Genomic DNA, 18,147 nt, shown 5'->3' with positions numbered 1-18,147 from the left:
ATTATTGGGAAATCCAATTTCACTTTCCTTTCAATAGGACTCCCCAAGCAATTCATTGCCTGGGAGTAACAACTCTCATTTCAACTTTGTCTCCTCACTATTGAATCTTGAATATAATCACACCCAATATCCATCATCTTTTAGACACCTGGCTTAATGAAGACCTAGGTAGAGGTGATCTTAGTCAATCAGCTGTTGAAAATTACCGTGCTCATGCACACTGGGTAAGTAAACAAGAAGGGATCTTTTGTGGTGGTGAAATAGTGAAATGTCTTTTTCAGCGACTTGATCCATCCATCGAAATAACTTTACAAAAAGGAGAAGGTGCAAAATTGATGGTTGGCGAAAAAATTATGGATTTGAATGGCCCGGTAGCTTCACTCCTCGCCGGTGAGCGCACAGCCCTAAACTTAGCAATGCATCTCTCTGGAGTCGCAACTGCTACAAAAAGACTAGTTTCCAAGCTTCAAGGTACAGGAATTCTTTTAGCAGATACTCGGAAAACAACTCCTGGTCTTCGTCAACTAGAAAAATATGCCGTGAGATGTGGTGGTGGTATCAATCATCGCTTAGGGCTCGATGATGCAGCAATGCTTAAAGAAAACCATATTGCTTGGAGTCATGGGATAAAACAATCTATTCACACTCTTAGGTCTAATATTCCATGGACAACTAAAATTATTGTCGAAGCTGAAACAACACAAGAAGCAAAAGAAGCTGTCTCTGCTGGAGCTGATGGAATACTTCTCGATGAAATGTCTCCAAACGAAATAACTAATCTCATCCCTCAATTAAGAGAGTTAGCAAAACAAAATTCGAAAGAATTGATAATTGAAGCCTCAGGGATTGATCCTAATAAAATACTTGATTTTGCATCAACTGGAGTAGACATAATTTCAACCAGTTCTCCTATTACTCAGAGCACTTGGATCGATTTTAGTATGCGCTTCAATAAGCAAGAGGTGAATTAATTAATAATGTATAACATCTACAAATCATTAAATCAGCAAGTACAGCGCGCATTAAACACTGCTTTCCCTGAAGCAGCGTCTCAAGTAAAAGAATCTGGTGATTTTTTAAACCCTCAATTAGTAGCTGCTACTAAACCTGAATTTGGAGATTTTCAAATTAATGGTGCATTAGCACTAGCGAGAATAATCAAAAAATCACCGCGACAAATTGCTGAAATTCTTATAAAGCAACTGGAAAGCAATGAAGTATTTAAAGCTATCTGCCTGCCACCTGAAATAGCTGGTCCTGGGTTCATCAACTTAACTCTTCAAAATACTTGTCTTATTAATGAGATCACCTCTCGGCTAAATGATGATCTTCTTGGAGTACCTCTTGTTAATGATGATGAGATTACAAAAAAGCTCAAACCAGTAATAGTTGATTTTTCTAGTCCAAACATCGCTAAGGAAATGCATGTGGGACATCTACGCTCCACAATCATTGGTGATTCAATTGCCCGAATTCTAAATTATCGTGGTTATAAGGTTATTCGTCTCAATCATGTTGGCGATTGGGGAACACAATTTGGCATGCTAATCACACATCTTAAGGAAGTTGCTCCCAAAGCACTTACAACTGCTAATGTTATAAATCTTGGAAACTTAGTAGAGTTTTATAAGAAAGCAAAACAACGCTTTGACGAAGATGAATACTTTCAACAATGCTCACGCAATGAAGTAGTTAACTTACAGCGGGGTAACAAAGAAAGTCTCAAGGCTTGGGAACTCTTATGTGAGCAATCTCGCAAAGAGTTCAATAAAATATACGATCGCCTAAAAATTGAAATTTCCGAAAGAGGCGAATCCTTTTACAATCCTTTTTTACAAGGTGTAATAGACGACCTGACAAGATCAGGATTATTAGTGGAAGATGACGGTGCAAAATGTGTATTTTTAAATGGTATTAATGGCAAGGATGGAAACCCACTACCATTAATTATTCAGAAAGCTGATGGTGGTTTTAATTATGCAACAACAGATTTAGCTGCTATTAGATATCGACTAAAAGACCAGCCAGATGGTGATGGTGCTGGTCGAATCATATATGTAACTGATTCTGGGCAAGCAAACCATTTTGCAGGAGTTTTTCAAGTGGCTAAACGTGCTAAATGGTTGCCCTCATCATCTCGAATAGAGCATGTACCATTTGGTCTAGTCCAAGGAGAAGATGGTAAAAAATTAAAAACACGTTCAGGCGAAACAGTACGCCTTAAAGACCTTCTAGACGAAGCAATTTCTCGAGCCAAACTTGATATTGAAAGGCGTCTTAATGAAGAGAATCGCAAAGAAAGCCAGGCCTTTATTGAAAAGGTTTCAAATACGATTGGCATTGCAGCAGTTAAATATGCAGACCTTAGTCAAAACAGAATTACAAACTATCAATTTAGTTTTGATCGTATGCTTGCATTACAAGGTAATACAGCACCGTATCTTTTATATGCTGTAGTTCGTATTGCTGGCATTAACAGAAAAGGAGGGGATCTGCATTCTTCAGTTAACAAATTAAATTTTAGCGAGCCTCAAGAGTGGAGATTAATTAGAGAGCTCTTAAAGTTTGATGAAGTAATTATTGCCGTTGAAGAGGAATTATTGCCTAACCGTCTTTGTAATTATTTATTTGAACTGAGCCAAGTTTTTAATCGCTTCTATGATCAAATACCTGTATTAAAAGCAGAAGAGCCCTCAAGATCATGTCGATTGGCACTATGTCAACTTACTGGAGATACCCTAAAGAAAGGGTTAAACCTACTAGGCATTTCAACTTTGGAGAGAATGTAATGGAGTCTTCTAAAAATAAGCCATTAAACAAAATACCACCAGCACGTTTGGAAGTCGAACAGATGACTCCTTATTCAGCCCCCCTAGAAGGACGAAGAGATCTTCTTAGACTTGATTTTAATGAAAATACTATTGGACCTAGTCCTAAAGTCCTAAATGCAATTAAAAAGATCACTTCTGAACAAATCTCTATATATCCTGAATACCTTGGTCTTCAGAAAGCTGTTGTAAATAACCTTAACTCGCCCTATTTTGTCAGTCTTCTTAAGCCTAACCAAATAGGACTATTCAATGGCGTAGATTCTGCAATTCACTCTATTTTCTATGCCTATGGAGATAGAAATAAGCAATATCTAACAACACTTCCAACCTTTGGCTACTACAAACCTTGTGCATCTATGCAGGGTATGAAAGCCATTGAGATCTCCTATGAAGGTTCAGATTTTAAATTCCCTTTACAAGCAATTCGCAATTCACTAATTAAGCTAAAGCCGACGATTTTAATTATATGCAACCCTAATAATCCAACAGGTACAACTCTATCAGCAACAAAAATACTTGAATTAGCTCACTTGTCACCAAAAACTTTAGTCGTTGTCGATGAGTTGTACGAAGCATTCTTAGGAGATAGCGTTCTACCAGTTGTTGATTTTAGAAAAACACCAAATCTTGTTGTTCTCAGGTCACTCTCAAAGACATCTGGTTTAGCAGGATTACGTATTGGATTTGCTATAGGACATCCTGGTGTAATTGATCGAATTACTCGTGTGACCGGCCCGTATGATATCAATAGCTTTGCAGTCACAGCAGCCTTTGCTGCTCTTACAGATCAAGAATATGTCGACAATTATGTTGCAGAAGTATTACAAGCAAGAATTTGGATTCAAAAAAGATTATGCGCTAATAAAGTCAGACATCACATGGATGCAGGGAATTATTTCTTGCTATGGCCAACACATCAATCTCACAATGATGTTGAAACATCTCTTAAATCAGCTGGAATCTTAGTTAGAAATATGAAAAACAAACCTTTAATCCATGGCTCACTGAGAGTAAGTATTGGTACTACTCTTCAAATGAAAAGTTTTTGGGAGACCTACAAAAATGTAGACAAATTCAAGGCATTAAATTAATTGTAGTCGTCTCTGGAAGGGTATTAGGGATAGTATATGTACTACCAACTTGTCTACTTTCAATACCTTGTGTTGCATCTAAAAACGGCTGAATTCCAGTTTGATCACAACTATTAGGAGCCGTACCTCTTACATATTGAACAGGAATAACAATTTTGGGGTTTAATTCATTAACTAATTGAGCAGCCTCCTTGCCGTTATAAACCTTTGAACCACCACCAACACCAATAACCAAAACATCAGGTCTACCCAAAAAAAGCTTATCTTGGTCATTCAGAGGACCAGCTATCCCACCTAAATGAACAAAATTCAAGCCACCTTGCATCCATTGCCAGAATGTTCCATATCCCAACCGTCTACCTCCCACCCGATCATGTGAAGCTGAAAAACCTTCTAATCTCAAACCATTAATCCTATATGAGCCTGGTTTCACAAAAAAGACACCTTGTTTATTCCAAGAGCCCTCATCAACTAACTCAGAACTAGCAAGAATAATATCTGGATTTACATTTGGTTCAATTAAACCTGCAGCACAACCAACTGCTTTAAAGGGATTCAATAACACTGCATGACCTCCTCCTTTAATTAATAATGCACTATGTCCAAAACTTGTAATCTCCAAAGCCTCCGCAATAGTAGGCGATATAAAAGAAATCAGAACTGCAAAAGATAGAATTCCTTTCTGAAGAATCGATTGAAGAGAAAACAAATTAAGGGTCATAAATAAGGGAAGGATCAGTTTTTTGAAGATTCTGCCAAGCCTAAGAAATTACTCAGCAAATGATGTCCAGCTTCAGTAAGGACGCTTTCGGGATGGAACTGAACTCCATATAAATGTGAGAATTGTTTATGACGAAGCCCCATAATTGTGCCATCTTTTAGCCACGCCGTAATCTCAAGGCATTGCGGGAGGGATTCTCTATCAGCAATAAGGCTGTGATACCTAGTGGCTACAAGAGGTACTGGGATGCCTGCAAACAAGTGATCCCCAGTATGAAATACTTTGGATGTTTTCCCATGCATGAGCTCTTTCGCTCTAACTATTTTGCCACCAAAAGTTTGAGCAATAGCTTGATGACCTAAACAAACCCCTAAAATAGGCTTAATACCAGCAAATTCAGATAGGACTTCCAAGCAAACACCTGATTGATCTGGATTGCCGGGCCCTGGAGAAAGAACAATCGCTTGTGGATCTAAATCCTTAATTTGAGATATAGAAATCGCATCATTGCGCTCGACTAAAATATTTTTTGCAATTGAGTGCTTTGACGCCAATTCACCAAAATACTGCACAAGGTTAAAAGTAAAACTATCGTAATTGTCAATAACTAAAAGCATATACGTAAATTTTTAAAGTCCTAATTTGAGTAAGATTGAAGGCAAGAGTAGAAGCAAAGCAATTACAAAAGCACTAATTGAACAAACTAAGACCGAAGCTGCAGCACAATCCTTAGCTATACGAGCAAGAGGATGAAAACGCCTCCCTATTGCAAGGTCAACAACAGCTTCGATGGAGGTATTAAGTAATTCAAGAACAAGAACAGCGCAAATAGTAAGTACTAGTATTGCAAGATCAGTAAATGGTAAATTCAACCAAACTCCAAGTGCGCTAATTGAAAAACCTATAAAAACATGGATACGGAAATTTCTTTGACTGAGAAATGCATAACCAAGACCCTGAGAAGCATATTTAAAACTAGAAGGTAAGTCTTTTGCAATCTTCCAAGAACCCCTCCTAAAAGGCTTATTTATATGAGCAGAAAAATCAGCTATTTTCTCTGTATTTGAATTCTCAGTATTAGGAATAATCATCAATAATCACGCATAGAATTTCTCAAAGGAGAACCGTTAGGTGTTTTTAGAAGCAGTTCTTGAAAGCTCAACATTTCATTCAGACTTGCTGAAGAAGGATGGTCCCAGCCTAATAAATGCAGAAAACCATGACTCACCAACCATCTTAATTCGTGCATCAGAGAATGGTTGTGAATTTTTGCTTGTTTAAAGGCAGTTTCCACTGACACAATAATGTCCCCTAACTCTAAAAATTGGTTTGGAGGAAGAACAATATGTTCATCTATTGCTGGAAACGAAAGGACATCAGTTGATTCATCCTTTTTTCTCCACTCCTTGTTCATTTGCCTAATAGACAAATCATTAGTAAATAATAAACCCATACTAAAAAATCTATTCTTTCTTACTATCTGAGGGCATGTCAAATTTGGCTGCATAAGTATACAGTCAAACCAACTTACAATAGAGTTACGCCAAGTATCACAATCCATTATCAGATCTATCATTTTAGAGTCAATACTATCTTTCATTAAATCAAAAGTAAATCCACTTAACGAAAGGTCAATCGTTAGATCTACTGAGATTGAAGAATCATTTAAGTTCTGCATTAATGAGGTACTACTGGTCTACCTAGGACTGCAATCAAAATAATGAATATCAGGAGTCCAATAGCAGTTAATCCAAAATGAAGAATACTTTGACTGCCTTTTCTGACCATATTTCTCATTGCTAATTTAATAAAGCTTGAAGGCGGAGTCCTTTTTTGTGAAGTAACTTTAGGAGTAGGTTCTTGTGTCATAAAATTCAACTATCTCTTTCATTATCTTGATTTTCTAGACCTTGCAACAAAAGAGATTGAATAAATAAATCCAAATCTCCATTCATTACACTTTCGACATCATTAGATTCTGTACCTGATCTAAGGTCTTTGACCATCTGATAAGGATGAAATACATAATTGCGGATTTGGTTTCCCCAGGCAGCTTCGACTATGTCACCACGAATATCAGCAATTTCTGCTGCTCGCTGCTCTTGGGCAATAATCATCAATTTAGCTTTAAGTAATGCCATTGCTTTCTCTTTATTCTGAAGTTGAGAGCGCTCTTGAGTACAACGCACAGCAAGTCCTGTTGGAATATGAAGAATACGAACTGCAGTTTCTACCTTGTTAACATTTTGACCACCAGCTCCTCCAGACCGACTTGTAGTTACTTCTAAATCTTTCTCTGGTATCTCAAGATGAACATCCTCTTCAAGCTGAGGCATAACCTCAATGCCTGCAAAACTTGTCTGGCGTTTACCATTGGCATTGAAAGGAGAAATTCTAACTAAACGATGTGTACCTTTCTCATTTTGCAAATACCCATAAGCATATCGTCCTTCAATTTCAATTGTCGCACTTTTGATACCTGCCTCTTCTCCTTCTGAAAGTTCACTGAGTATGACTTTCATTCCATGAGATTCAGCCCATCGCATATACATTCTTAGTAGCATTTGGGCCCAATCTTGCGCATCTGTCCCGCCAGCTCCAGCGTTTATTGCTAAAACTGCTCCTTCTTTATCATAAGGTCCACTTAACAATCTTTCGAGTTCCCACAGATCAAGCTCTGTTTTTAACTGACAAAGTCCAATTTGAGCTTCTTCTATCATTTCATTGTCAGGTTCCAATTCATATAGCTCTAAAGAAACTTTCGCATCTTCAATTGCAGCATTCCAATTAGCTAATTTCGTTAATTGATCTTTCACTTCATCAAGTTGACGCATTTGTTTTCTTGCCTTTTGCTGGTCATTCCAAAAGTCAGGTTGAGCAGCTATTTGTTCAAGATCAACTTGAAGCGCATTTAAAACCGGTACGTCAAAGACAGTCCTGAGCATTGCTCAGGCGATCACTCAACAAAGAAAGACTTCTTTTAAATTCTGTAAGATCCTGCACAATCAGAAACTAAAAACAACTGGAAAATATTCAGCATACCAAGCATCCTTAAGATATTCATCAAACACACTAAAGCTCATGGCAAAAGTTGAGATCTACACTTGGCAATACTGCCCTTTTTGTATCCGTGCAAAAGCACTTCTAGATCTCAAGAAAATTGATTATGACGAATATCCAATAGATGGGAACCAAGCAGAGCGTGAAAAGATGTCAATCAGAGCAAAGGGAAAGACAACCGTTCCTCAAATTTTTATCAACAATCAAAGTGTGGGAGGTTGTGATGAGCTTTATGCACTTGAAGAAAGTAATCAATTAGATAATCTGATTAATCAAAACAAATAAATAACATGAAACAATTATTTATCCTTGACCCGATTGAGCTTATTAATCCTGCAAAAGATTCATCAGCAGCATTAATGCAAGCAGCTCATAGAGCCTCTCTTGACATTTGGGTATGCACTCCTGCAGATCTTCAAGCAAAAGGTGCAAAAGCTAGAGTGGTAGCCAAAACTATTGTTCCTGAACCATGGAAAAGTCTTGGGGAAGCGCAAAATCTTTCTCTAAATGAATTTCATTGCATCTGGATGCGCAAAGATCCACCAGTGGACGAAGCTTTTTTATATGCCACACATTTACTAGAAGTAGCAGAACGTGCTGGAGTACTTGTTCTGAATAAACCAGCATCTCTAAGAGCCTGGAATGAAAAGCTTGGCGCACTAAGGTTTAGCAAATTAATGGCTCCTACCCTTGTTGCTAGCAGAGTTAATGAATTAAAAGAGTTTGCAAAAGAACAAGGAGAAGTGGTTTTAAAACCGCTAGGGGGTAAAGGTGGTCAAGGTGTTATTAGAGTGGCTGATGCTGCCCTAGGACTAGATGCATTACTGGAACTTGTCACATCACAAGAACAAATGCCTGTAATGATGCAAAAGTTTTTACCAAAAGTAATTGAAGGAGACAAGCGCATTTTATTAGTAAATGGTGAACCATTAGGTGCTATCAATCGCCTACCAAAATGTGGTGATTTCAGAAGCAATCTTGCTTTAGGAGGTCAAGCTGAAGCAACTAATCTCTCTAAGCGAGAAAAAGAAATCTGTGAAGAGCTAGGTCCTTCTCTCAAAAGTGAAGGTCTTTTTTTTGTTGGGATTGATGTCATTGGTGGGATGTTGAGCGAAATTAATGTAACTAGTCCAACAGGGGTACGAGAAGTAGAAAAATTAATGAATATTCCCCTTGCTGATCAAGTAATCGAACGTCTTCTGGCAAATTTCTCTTGAGATTCAAAATTCAAATCCAACTGATTGGCAAGGACGGCAAATTTCAAACCTACTTCTTGTAACTCTCCCTCTATAGTTGACCCTTTTACTAGGCCTGCACCAGCCATCAAATGCAAATTATTACCCCTCGTATACGCACATCTAATAGCAACTCTAAATTCGGCATCTCCAGAAGAATCAACCCATCCAATAGGTGCTGCATAACCTTCTCTATCAAAAGGTTCAAGAGTACGCAGCCATTGGATTGATTTATTTCTTGGTAAGCCAGCCACCGCTGGGGTTGGATGCAATATTTCGACTAACTGGAGAGGAGAAAAACCTTTACAAGAAGATTTAATTGGTGTATGCAAATGAATCAAATGACCGTGCCTAGCTAATCGAGGAGATCTAATCCGACTAGGATCTAACCCTTTATTTATCAATTGATTTTGAATCGAAGAAACAACTAATTCATGCTCTCTCAAATTCTTTTCAGACTTAAGCAAATCCAATCCATTTTCATCTGCTCCTGCAGTGCCTGCAAGCGCATCAGTCTGCAAATTCTCTTTATTAATGCTTAGCAAGCGTTCTGGTGATGCCCCAAAGAAAGATTCATCCTCAGAACGCTTCCAAAGGAAACGGCAACTACCTCTTTGATATCTTCTCAAACTCTCAAGCATTCCGAGAGGATCTAAAGGTTCACTAAGTAAAAATGATTGCCTAACAGCAAGAACCAATTTTTGCAACTCTCCAGTATTGACTAATTCAATACCTTTTTCCAGAGTTAAACGATAGCTATTTTGCCATTCTTGAGATGGAGATTTCGCAAAACCTATATTCGTTTTTGAAGAAAGTTCTGTTAATAAAGGTTTGTTGACATTTTCCCGCATCAACCAACACTCTTCCACAAATCTACGAACATCAGCCTCATGAGCAACTACCGAGTTAAAGCGTAACCAGCTAACACCTGCTTGACGACTTAGCTGCCAGCGAGGGAGAACTGCTTGTACAGCAGGTGTTGTCTTAACAAATCGTTTTTCATCAGATATCTGTTCAAAGAAAGTAAATGCAAACAAAATTCTTGGTTTAGCTTGTTTTGGAGCAGAAACTGATATATCAACGATTCTTCCCAGAGTCTCATCACTAAACCTTTGGGCTAATTCAAATCGCCTTTGTCCAATTAATTCGAGATTTTGACATCTTCCAGCAGCAGCTATTGAAAGGCCTGGAGATTGATCCCATAAGAAGCTAAATTCTTGCTGATCTGCAATTACACTCAATTGCTTAAGCGGGTCAATAGTATCTATTGGCAACGCAAGGCTTAACACACACTCATCAGCTCGCCTTGAATTCCAGCCCCTTAAAGAAGCTTGGAGGATTTCACTGAAAGTGAGATTGGCCTTCATACACAATTAGGCAATGATCAAGGAGACTAAACATATGTATAAACCGTAACTCAGACTAGGAGGGGGAGACCAAAAACCTATGAAAGACAAAAATGCTGTTGCATCACTTCATTCTTCCAGCATTCCAAGAAAAAAATTATGGAAAAAGGCAATTAAATGGCCTTTATATTCAGTCGCAATTATGCCAGTGATTTTGGCAGCAGGATGGAAGCAAGGCGCTGGTGAAATCATTCGTTTAGATCAACTAGTTGGTTTTCTTATCGCTTCAATTTTGCTTTTAATTTGGGAAAACCTCACGAATGACCTTTTTGATTCAACAACTGGAGTTGATGAATTTAAACTTCACTCAATAGTTGTGTTAACTGGACGAAGGCGCTTAATTCGCAACCTTGCTTATTTCATATTGTTTTTAGGACTTATATTAATCCTAATTCTTGCTAGTAGAAGTCACCAAGCTGTTTTTTTCTTAGTCATAGGGAGCTGTGCTTTGGGATATTTGTATCAAGGACCTCCTTTTAGACTTGGATATCAAGGATTAGGAGAGCCTTTGTGCTGGCTTGCCTTTGGCCCCTTAGCGACAGCAGCATCTCTATTAGTACTATCCACTAACGTAAATCATACCAATCCAATTCCTTGGAAAGCAGCAATATCACTGGGAGCAGGTCCTGCTGTAGCGACAACATTAGTACTGTTCTGCGCAAATTTTCATCAAGTTTCCGAAGATGCTGCCCACGGAAAAAAAACATTGTTAGTTCGACTTGGAACTGGGCGAGCTGCTGCCATTGTTCCTTGGTTTATCTTGCTATGCCTTGGCTTGGAATGGATACCTATTGTGTATGGCCAATGGCCAGTCACAGCATTGCTTGGAGGCATTGGGATACCTCCTGCCATTAAATTAATTCGTTTGCTTACAGATCATCACAACCATCCTAAGTTGATTAGCGAAAGTAAATTTTTAGCTTTACGTTTTCAAGCTCTCAATGGCATTGGTTTAAGCATTGGTTTAGCTCTCGCTCCTTTCTTGGGAATCGAATTGCAACACTAAATATAGCTATGACTTTAAAACTAGGATTTAAGCCATTTTCATTTCATCTTTTGAGATCACTTAGAACATCTCAAGGAATTATAAAAAAAAAGGAAGGGTGGCTTATAAAACTAGAAAATAAAACTGGAAGGTTAGGTTGGGGTGAAATTGCTCCGCTCAATCTAAGTGAACTAAATATCTGTGGAAAGATACTTGAGAAGTTAGGGAATTCACCTTCTCGTCAAACATTAGAAGAAGGCATACCTAATTGGCCAGGTTCACTTGCCTTTGCCATTGGTGCCGCTTTAGCAGAGATAGACTACTTAATTGGTAATGATTCCAAAAACAAGTGGCTTTCAGTTACTTCATCTGCATTGTTGTTGCCTAATGAAGAATCAATCCTGCTAAATACTCTTCAGTCAGTTTTAGATAAACATAAAGAAACTCAAAAAGAATTAACTTTTAAATGGAAAATCAGAAATACATCAAGCGACTCAGATCTAAACCTACTTAAAAAGATACTGTTTCTACTCCCAGAGAATACACGTCTAAGGATTGACGCAAATGGGGGTTTAAACCGTATTCAAGCTCATGAATGGGCTCAAGCATTGCAAAATGAGGCAAGGATTGAATGGCTCGAACAGCCACTCGCTGTTGATGATATTGAAGGCATGAATGAATTAGCTCAAATGCTCCCTATTGCCTTAGATGAATCTTTGATATATAACCCATCTTTACGCAAATCATGGACAGGTTGGCAAATACGTCGACCATTAATAGAAGGAGATCCTCGTATTTTGCTCAAAGAGTTCAAGGAAAAAAATAGCTATATATCTATCAGTACATCCTTTGAAACCGGCATAGGAAAACGTTGGATTGAACATTTTGCAGCATTGCAACTCAGAGGCCTAACTCCTACCCAACCTGGCCTAGCTCCAGGTTGGTGCCCAAAAGGTCCTCTTTTTTGTCAGAACCCTCAACTGGTCTGGGAGGCTGCATGAGTAATCTTTTTTCAATAATTTGTAATGATCATAATCACGAAGAATGCGCTAATCGAGTAGCCGATGAATTCGAAAAAGGTTCTTGGGTCATATTAAAAACCAAAAACCAATCAGAGCAGTTTATAAGCTCCGAATTACCCCCAGGACCAGGCATAATTATTAGGGGAGGTGGCAGTACGGGAAGTTATCAACAATGTCTACATCATGTGAGCCATCTAAATCAATCCGCAATTGCAACAAGTCAGTGGCTAAAAGGGCAAGGGTTAAACCCTGTTGATTGTCAAATTCTCAATGCCTTACCACTACATCATGTAAGCGGACTTCTTCCATGGTGGAGAAGTCGTTGTTGGGGTGCTAAACACATCTGGATAGAAGCAAAAACAATGCATAATCCAAGCCAATTAGAAGAAAAATGCAATTCTCTAAAGGGTCATCATCAGGCTATAAGGATTACATCATTAGTACCAACTCAACTAACTCGACTAATTAAAAGTCCTGCTGGAGTACGTTGGCTGCAATCATGTTCAATTATTTGGGTCGGAGGAGCTCCTATCTCAAAAGCCTTGGCAAAAGCCTCAAGAGCATTAAATCTTCGTTTGGCACCTTGTTATGGAACAACAGAAACAACTGCTATGGTAACTATCCAAACGCCAGAAGATTTCCTGACGGGTCAAAATTCTTCAGGAGAGCCATTAAACGACATAGAATTACGGCTTGGGACGGGGAATACATTACAAATACGTACACAAAGACTGGCTAAATGTATAAAAGCAGATGGAACTATAAGTTCAATTGCTAATGAAGAAGGATGGTGGGAATCAGGAGATGTGGCAGAGTTATTAATTCAAAATCATGTACAGCAACTCAAAATTATTGGTAGACAAGATACAGCTATTAATTCTGGAGGGGAAATAATTTTTCCAGAAAAATTGCAAGTTAGATTGCTAGATGCTGCAATTAAAAGAAAAATAGCTATTGAAGCAATTTTACTGACAACTATTAAAGATGAAGAATGGGGAGAACGCTTAATAGCATTAGTTAGACTAAAAAACTCCCAGAACGATCATGATCTAAAAAAATCATTTGCAAGTCTTAAGCAAATTGTCAAAGAGTGGTCTTCCATAGAAAGACCAAGTGCTTGGTATCACTGCCCTGCTCTTTCTACAAATATATTAGGAAAATGGGAAATAAATAAATGGAAGTCCTGGGTAATCAAGCTAAATCGCACTAACACCTCTATGTAAAGAAGATGCTTCTAACCATCTATCAATTCCTTCAGGGAGATCACATAAGCGACGTGAATCTGAGTCAATTGATCGATGTCGTACTAAAGCCACAGCAACATTCTGCTCTCTTCTTTGAAATGTAAATTGAACTTCAAAACTTCCTATATTTAATCTAACTGGTACAAGTTGAACATTCAACTTATCTCCTATTCCAATAGGCAAGAAAAAATCGGCTTCACAATGCACTATTGGTAAAGCTACTGAAGTTGAAGTTGATATGCCTAATGAAGAAGGGAATACATCTACTGCTTTGAGTCCATATCTATCTAAGCTTTCTTCCCAAGCTTCATGAGACCATCTCAACAACTGATGAAAATGGATAACACCTGCTGCGTCTGTATCACCAAAACGAACAATACGTTGCAAGTGCAACCAGTTTTGTAGGGTTTTAGATTGCAAAATAATCAGCGGTCCACTGAACCCATAATGACGTCTATTGAACCAAGAATTGCCATTATGTCAGCTACTTTTGCACCTTTTAAAATATGAGGAAGAATTTGCAAGTTATTTAAATCAGCAGCACGTATTTTAAATCTCCAAGGAGTAACATCATTATTACCTTGGATAAACACACCTATTTCCCCCTTCCCTGATTCTAAACGTGTATAAAGCTCTCCATTAGGAATTTTGAACGTAGGAGCGACTTTCTTTGCAACATATTGAAAATCAAAACCTGCGAAAGGGCTATTTTTTCCTTCCGCGATTCTAGAAGCCTCTAAATTTTCGGTAGGTCCCCCAGGTATCATTTCACAAGCTTGTCTTAAGATCCTTAGAGATTGACGCATCTCTTCAATTCGTACTCGATATCTCGCATAACAATCACCTTCCTCAGCAATCGCTATATTCCAATCAAAATCGTCATAACATTCATAATGATCAACCTTCCTCAAATCCCAAGGCACTCCAGATGCTCTCAACATTGGTCCAGAAAGACTCCAATTAATCGCTTTCTCTTTAGAGATAGAACCAAGGCCTTCGATTCGACGTCGAAAAATTGGATTATTGGTAATTAATTTTTCATATTCATCAATTTTTGGTCCAAACCAATCACAAAAATCCTTGCATTTTTCCAGCCATCCCCATGGCAAATCACAAGCCACACCACCAATCCGAAAGAAATTATTATTTATCAAACGTTGACCTGTCGCTGCTTCCCAAAGGTCATAAATCATTTCACGCTCTCGAAAAATATAAAAAAATGGAGTTTGAGCACCAACATCAGCCAAAAAAGGTCCTAACCAAAGAAGATGATTAGCAATCCTGTTAAGTTCAAGCATTAATACACGTATATAGCTTGCTCGCTTAGGTATAGAAATATTGGCCAACCGCTCTGGAGCATTTACAACTATTGCTTCATAAAACATTCCCGCTGCATAATCCATCCGGCTTACATATGGAACAAACATTACATTTGTTCGATTTTCAGCAATTTTCTCCATCCCACGATGTAGGTATCCAATAACTGGCTCACAATCAATTACATCTTCACCATCTAGTGTGACTACTAAGCGCAGCACACCATGCATCGAAGGATGATGGGGACCGAAATTCACCACCATTGGCTCCGTTCGCGTTTCCAGCTGCGACATGGGGCCAAACATATAAAGGAATACTTAGATATTAGGAACTAGTCATGAAAGAAGAATCCAAGATTGTCACATCGAAATTCAAACACACACCTGTTTTGGTTAATCAAGTGCTTGAAGCTATTGCCAAACTTCCTTCAGAATTACTAATTAAAGGAAAACTTATTGATGCAACAATTGGAGGAGGAGGGCATTCTGCCTTGATTCTTAAGGGTTTTCCAAGTCTTCATATCACAGGGTTAGATCAAGACCCAAGCGCCATCGATGCAGCATCAAAGCAACTTCTCCATTTTGGTTCAAGGGCGGAAATTATTTCATCAAATTTTGCAGATTTTGTTCCTCAAGAAGAAGTTGCTTTTGTATTAGCTGATCTAGGTGTGAGTAGTCCACAAATTGATGAAGCGAAAAGAGGGTTTAGTTTTCGTTTAAATGGTCCTCTAGATATGCGAATGAATCCCAAGAAAGGTCTAAAAGCTGATGAGTTATTAGAAAAGACAGAAGAAAAAGCTCTCGCTGATTTAATTTATAAATATGGAGAAGAAAAATTTTCTAGAAGAATTGCTAGACGAATCAAACAAGATTTATCAGCAAACGGTCCTTATGAAGGTACATCAGCTCTTGCTTATGCAATAGCAGGATGCTATCCACCTAAAATGCGCAATGGACGCATTCATCCTGCAACTAGAACTTTTCAAGCATTGCGTATAGCTATTAACAATGAATTAGATGCACTGCAACATTTACTTCAAAAAGCACCAAATTGGCTTTTACCGGGCGGTGTATTTGCTGTTATTAGTTTTCACTCTCTTGAGGATCGATTAGTTAAAAAATCATTCCTTACAGATGAACGCCTCGAGAGAATCACTCGAAAACCTATCCAAGCAGATTCAAATGAAAAATTAAATAATCCTCGCAGCAGAAGTGCAAAACTTCGATTAGCAAAAAAAAGAAATCCAAATGAATAAACTATTTTCGTAAATAATTAACTGTATTGGAAATAATATCAATAGCCATTTCTACATCATTCAAAGTTGTTGCGCGTCCTAAGCTGAGACGTAATGAAGCTTCAGCTTCGTTAATAGTTCTTCCTAATGACATCAATACATGAGAAGGAGAACCATTGCTACATGCAGAACCGCTACTACATGAAATTAACGGTCTTAATTTCTTATGTAAACGACTTCCATTTACACCAATAACCGTAAAATTAAGGTTATTGGGTAATCGCTTATCAAAAGAACCATTAAGCATTAATTCAGGAATTTCATCTCTTAAGCCTTGCCAAAGTTTGTCTCTAAGTTTTCTAATCCTAGGAACTTGCAAATCTATTTCTTCAATAGCAATTTCTGCTGCCTTAGCCATTCCTATAACTAAAGGAACTGGGAGAGTACCAGCTCTTATACCATTTTCTTGATCTCCACCCCATTGTAAAGGTTTAATTTTGATAGAGTTACTCCCTAAAACTAATAAGCCTATTCCTTTTGGTCCATAAATTTTATGCCCACTAATACTTAGAAAGTCAACTTGTAGTTTATCAATTTCAATAGGTAAATTTCCAAAACCCTGCGAAGCATCGCTATGAAAAATAACTCCACGTGATTTACATAAAGAAGCTATTTCCTTAATAGGCTGTAAAACACCTATTTCATTATTTGCAAGCATTACACTTACTAAAAAAGTATCATCTTCAAAAGATTTACTTAGACCGTCTAAAGAAATAATTCCATCTACATTAGGCGTTAATTCTGTCACTCGAAAACCTTCTCTTCGCAATTGTCTAAGTGGCTCAATTACAGAGCGATGTTCAGTTGAAATAGTTATTAAATGGCCAGTAGAACCAGTTTCTTGAGCTTTCGCTCGAGAATAGCCAAGCAAAGCTAAATTATTAGCTTCTGTTGCTCCGCTAGTAAAAATCAATCTCTGAGGAGATACTTGAAGCAAAGATCCCAATTTATCCCTTGCAAGACTTATAGCTGCTGAAGCATGAAGTCCAAGGCGATTCTGACGGCTAGAAGGATTCCCCCAAAACTCAGACCAATAAGGAACCATTGCATCCACAACCTTGTCCAAACATGGTGTGGTTGATTGATAATCAAAATATAATGGAGTTGTCTTCATTAACTCATTCATGAAACTCACCAAAAGATCAATATCCTGAGTGATATTGCTTCAACAGACCTTAAAACATCTCAATACGAAATTTCATGGATGACCAACAACTATCAACTCTAGAAGATCAACCAAAAGCTCGCATCTTATTAGTTGATGATGAGCCTGGTATTAGAACTGCTGTGCAAGCCTATTTAAACGATGAAGGCTTTGATGTTTTAACTGCTATTGATGGCGAAGATGGCTTGCAGAAAGCGAAACAATTTATGCCGGACGTTGTAATTACTGATGTCATGATGCCTCAATGCGATGGATATGAATTACTCAGACAGTTACGTGAAGACGAGAGACTTGGTGGAACTCCAGTAATTTTTCTTACCGCAAAAGGAATGACAATAGATCGTACCCAAGGTTATCAAGCTGGAGTAGATGACTACATACCAAAACCATTTGATCCAGATGAATTAGTTGCAAGGGTCAAAAATGTTGTCAAGAGACAAGAACGATTACTAGCAGAGGCAGCTCGTTTTGCAGATACCGATGTTGGCCAAATGGCTAAACAAATAACAGAAATCAAATCAATGCTTACACAAAATGATTCCAATTCCTCTAGGAAAGATCTTGTTATCCCAAGTTTTACTCCAAGAGAAGCCAGTGTCCTTCAACTAGTAGCAGAAGGACTAATGAATAAGGAAATAGCAAGACAGCTAGAAACATCTATTCGTAACGTTGAGAAATATGTAAGTCGTTTATTTATTAAAACTGGTACTTCAAGTAGAACCGAATTAGTCAGATATGCACTTGAGAACCATCTGGTGACATAAGCTTAGAAAACT

At 38.1% G+C, this 18,147-nt stretch carries 20 protein-coding genes; 10 read left to right on the top strand and 10 right to left on the bottom strand.

The genetic code is table 11. From position 1 onward, the window contains the following. Positions 1–107 precede the first annotated feature (107 nt). The 3 genes from nadC to PRO_RS01060 are packed head-to-tail and all read left to right on the top strand — an operon-like array spanning position 108 to position 3,922. A complete protein-coding gene (gene nadC / locus PRO_RS01070) occupies positions 108–971 on the top strand; it encodes a carboxylating nicotinate-nucleotide diphosphorylase (RefSeq protein WP_011124368.1) in 864 nt (287 codons plus the stop codon). A gap of 6 nt (positions 972–977) precedes the next feature. Beyond that, the gene (argS, locus tag PRO_RS01065; RefSeq protein WP_011124367.1) at positions 978–2,789 is read left to right on the top strand and encodes an arginine--tRNA ligase; all 1,812 of its coding nucleotides are present in this window, start codon (positions 978–980) and stop codon (positions 2,787–2,789) included. Next, on the top strand, positions 2,789–3,922 hold the full coding sequence (locus tag PRO_RS01060; RefSeq protein ID WP_011124366.1) for a pyridoxal phosphate-dependent aminotransferase: 1,134 nt from the start codon (positions 2,789–2,791) through the stop codon (positions 3,920–3,922). Before argS ends, PRO_RS01060 begins: the two co-directional genes overlap by 1 nt. Here PRO_RS01060 and PRO_RS01055 read toward each other — a convergent pair. The 6 genes from PRO_RS01055 to prfB form a co-directional block, all read right to left on the bottom strand. Further along, complete coding sequence (locus tag PRO_RS01055; RefSeq protein ID WP_011124365.1) at positions 3,906–4,643, bottom strand: MBL fold metallo-hydrolase; 738 nt, start codon at positions 4,641–4,643, stop codon at positions 3,906–3,908. The genes PRO_RS01060 and PRO_RS01055 overlap by 17 nt on opposite strands. 14 nt (positions 4,644–4,657) lie before the next feature. Beyond that, the gene (locus tag PRO_RS01050) at positions 4,658–5,260 is read right to left on the bottom strand and encodes an anthranilate synthase component II (protein WP_011124364.1); all 603 of its coding nucleotides are present in this window, start codon (positions 5,258–5,260) and stop codon (positions 4,658–4,660) included. A 12-nt stretch (positions 5,261–5,272) separates the two neighbouring features. Further along, entirely contained in the window at positions 5,273–5,734 is a 462-nt protein-coding gene (locus PRO_RS01045) for a diacylglycerol kinase family protein (RefSeq protein ID WP_011124363.1), read from the bottom strand. Beyond that, positions 5,734–6,321: an rRNA maturation RNase YbeY gene (gene ybeY / locus PRO_RS01040; protein WP_011124362.1), complete on the bottom strand. Its 588-nt coding sequence runs from the start codon at positions 6,319–6,321 to the stop codon at positions 5,734–5,736. The genes PRO_RS01045 and ybeY overlap by 1 nt, the downstream gene beginning before the upstream one ends. Further along, on the bottom strand, positions 6,321–6,512 hold the full coding sequence (locus PRO_RS01035; protein WP_011124361.1) for a DUF3285 domain-containing protein: 192 nt from the start codon (positions 6,510–6,512) through the stop codon (positions 6,321–6,323). The genes ybeY and PRO_RS01035 overlap by 1 nt, the downstream gene beginning before the upstream one ends. A gap of 5 nt (positions 6,513–6,517) precedes the next feature. Beyond that, positions 6,518–7,646 (bottom strand): peptide chain release factor 2 gene (prfB, locus tag PRO_RS01030; RefSeq protein WP_152557459.1). Its coding sequence is split into 2 segments (ribosomal slippage): positions 6,518–7,570 and positions 7,572–7,646, totalling 1,128 coding nucleotides; the frame shifts between segments, so codons are not numbered across the junction. A 78-nt stretch (positions 7,647–7,724) separates the two neighbouring features. Between prfB and grxC the strand changes: the two genes are divergently transcribed. Then, complete coding sequence (grxC, locus tag PRO_RS01025) at positions 7,725–7,988, top strand: glutaredoxin 3 (RefSeq protein WP_011124359.1); 264 nt, start codon at positions 7,725–7,727, stop codon at positions 7,986–7,988. A 5-nt stretch (positions 7,989–7,993) separates the two neighbouring features. Further along, a complete protein-coding gene (gene gshB / locus PRO_RS01020; protein WP_011124358.1) occupies positions 7,994–8,920 on the top strand; it encodes a glutathione synthase in 927 nt (308 codons plus the stop codon). Here the strand turns inward: gshB and PRO_RS01015 are convergent. Beyond that, positions 8,884–10,305 (bottom strand): isochorismate synthase, encoded by a 1,422-nt coding sequence (locus tag PRO_RS01015; protein ID WP_011124357.1) that lies wholly within the window; start codon positions 10,303–10,305, stop codon positions 8,884–8,886. The two genes, gshB and PRO_RS01015, sit on opposite strands and share 37 nt — an antisense overlap. Before the next feature lie 79 nt (positions 10,306–10,384). Here PRO_RS01015 and menA point away from each other — a divergent pair, with 79 nt between their 5' ends. From menA to PRO_RS01000, 3 genes are read left to right on the top strand one after another with little or no spacing between them, the layout of a single operon-like run. Beyond that, positions 10,385–11,350, top strand: a complete 966-nt coding sequence (gene menA, locus PRO_RS01010; protein WP_011124356.1) for a 2-carboxy-1,4-naphthoquinone phytyltransferase — start codon at positions 10,385–10,387, stop codon at positions 11,348–11,350. 8 nt (positions 11,351–11,358) lie between these two features. Next, the gene (locus PRO_RS01005; RefSeq protein ID WP_011124355.1) at positions 11,359–12,330 is read left to right on the top strand and encodes an o-succinylbenzoate synthase; all 972 of its coding nucleotides are present in this window, start codon (positions 11,359–11,361) and stop codon (positions 12,328–12,330) included. After that, on the top strand, positions 12,327–13,574 hold the full coding sequence (locus PRO_RS01000; RefSeq protein ID WP_011124354.1) for an AMP-binding protein: 1,248 nt from the start codon (positions 12,327–12,329) through the stop codon (positions 13,572–13,574). Before PRO_RS01005 ends, PRO_RS01000 begins: the two co-directional genes overlap by 4 nt. Here PRO_RS01000 and PRO_RS00995 read toward each other — a convergent pair. After that, complete coding sequence (locus tag PRO_RS00995; RefSeq protein WP_011124353.1) at positions 13,548–14,015, bottom strand: thioesterase family protein; 468 nt, start codon at positions 14,013–14,015, stop codon at positions 13,548–13,550. The genes PRO_RS01000 and PRO_RS00995 overlap by 27 nt on opposite strands. Before the next feature lie 5 nt (positions 14,016–14,020). Then, positions 14,021–15,205 (bottom strand): NAD(P)H-quinone oxidoreductase subunit H, encoded by a 1,185-nt coding sequence (locus PRO_RS00990; protein ID WP_011124352.1) that lies wholly within the window; start codon positions 15,203–15,205, stop codon positions 14,021–14,023. Between the two features lie 44 nt (positions 15,206–15,249). Here PRO_RS00990 and rsmH point away from each other — a divergent pair, with 44 nt between their 5' ends. Beyond that, positions 15,250–16,167: a 16S rRNA (cytosine(1402)-N(4))-methyltransferase RsmH gene (gene rsmH, locus PRO_RS00985; RefSeq protein WP_011124351.1), complete on the top strand. Its 918-nt coding sequence runs from the start codon at positions 15,250–15,252 to the stop codon at positions 16,165–16,167. A gap of 1 nt (position 16,168) precedes the next feature. Here the strand turns inward: rsmH and PRO_RS00980 are convergent, their stop codons facing one another. Further along, on the bottom strand, positions 16,169–17,320 hold the full coding sequence (locus PRO_RS00980; protein ID WP_011124350.1) for a cysteine desulfurase family protein: 1,152 nt from the start codon (positions 17,318–17,320) through the stop codon (positions 16,169–16,171). Positions 17,321–17,406: 86 nt separating this feature from the next. On the opposite strand from PRO_RS00980, the gene PRO_RS00975 reads away from it, so the two are divergent. Continuing rightward, positions 17,407–18,135: a response regulator transcription factor gene (locus PRO_RS00975; RefSeq protein ID WP_011124349.1), complete on the top strand. Its 729-nt coding sequence runs from the start codon at positions 17,407–17,409 to the stop codon at positions 18,133–18,135. Positions 18,136–18,147 lie beyond the last annotated feature (12 nt).

The organism is Prochlorococcus marinus subsp. marinus str. CCMP1375 (genome assembly GCF_000007925.1).
Classification (GTDB): Bacteria; Cyanobacteriota; Cyanobacteriia; order PCC-6307; family Cyanobiaceae; genus Prochlorococcus_E; species Prochlorococcus_E marinus.
Note: the sequence above shows the minus strand (reverse complement) of the source record. Positions and strands in the feature narration are given on the sequence as shown.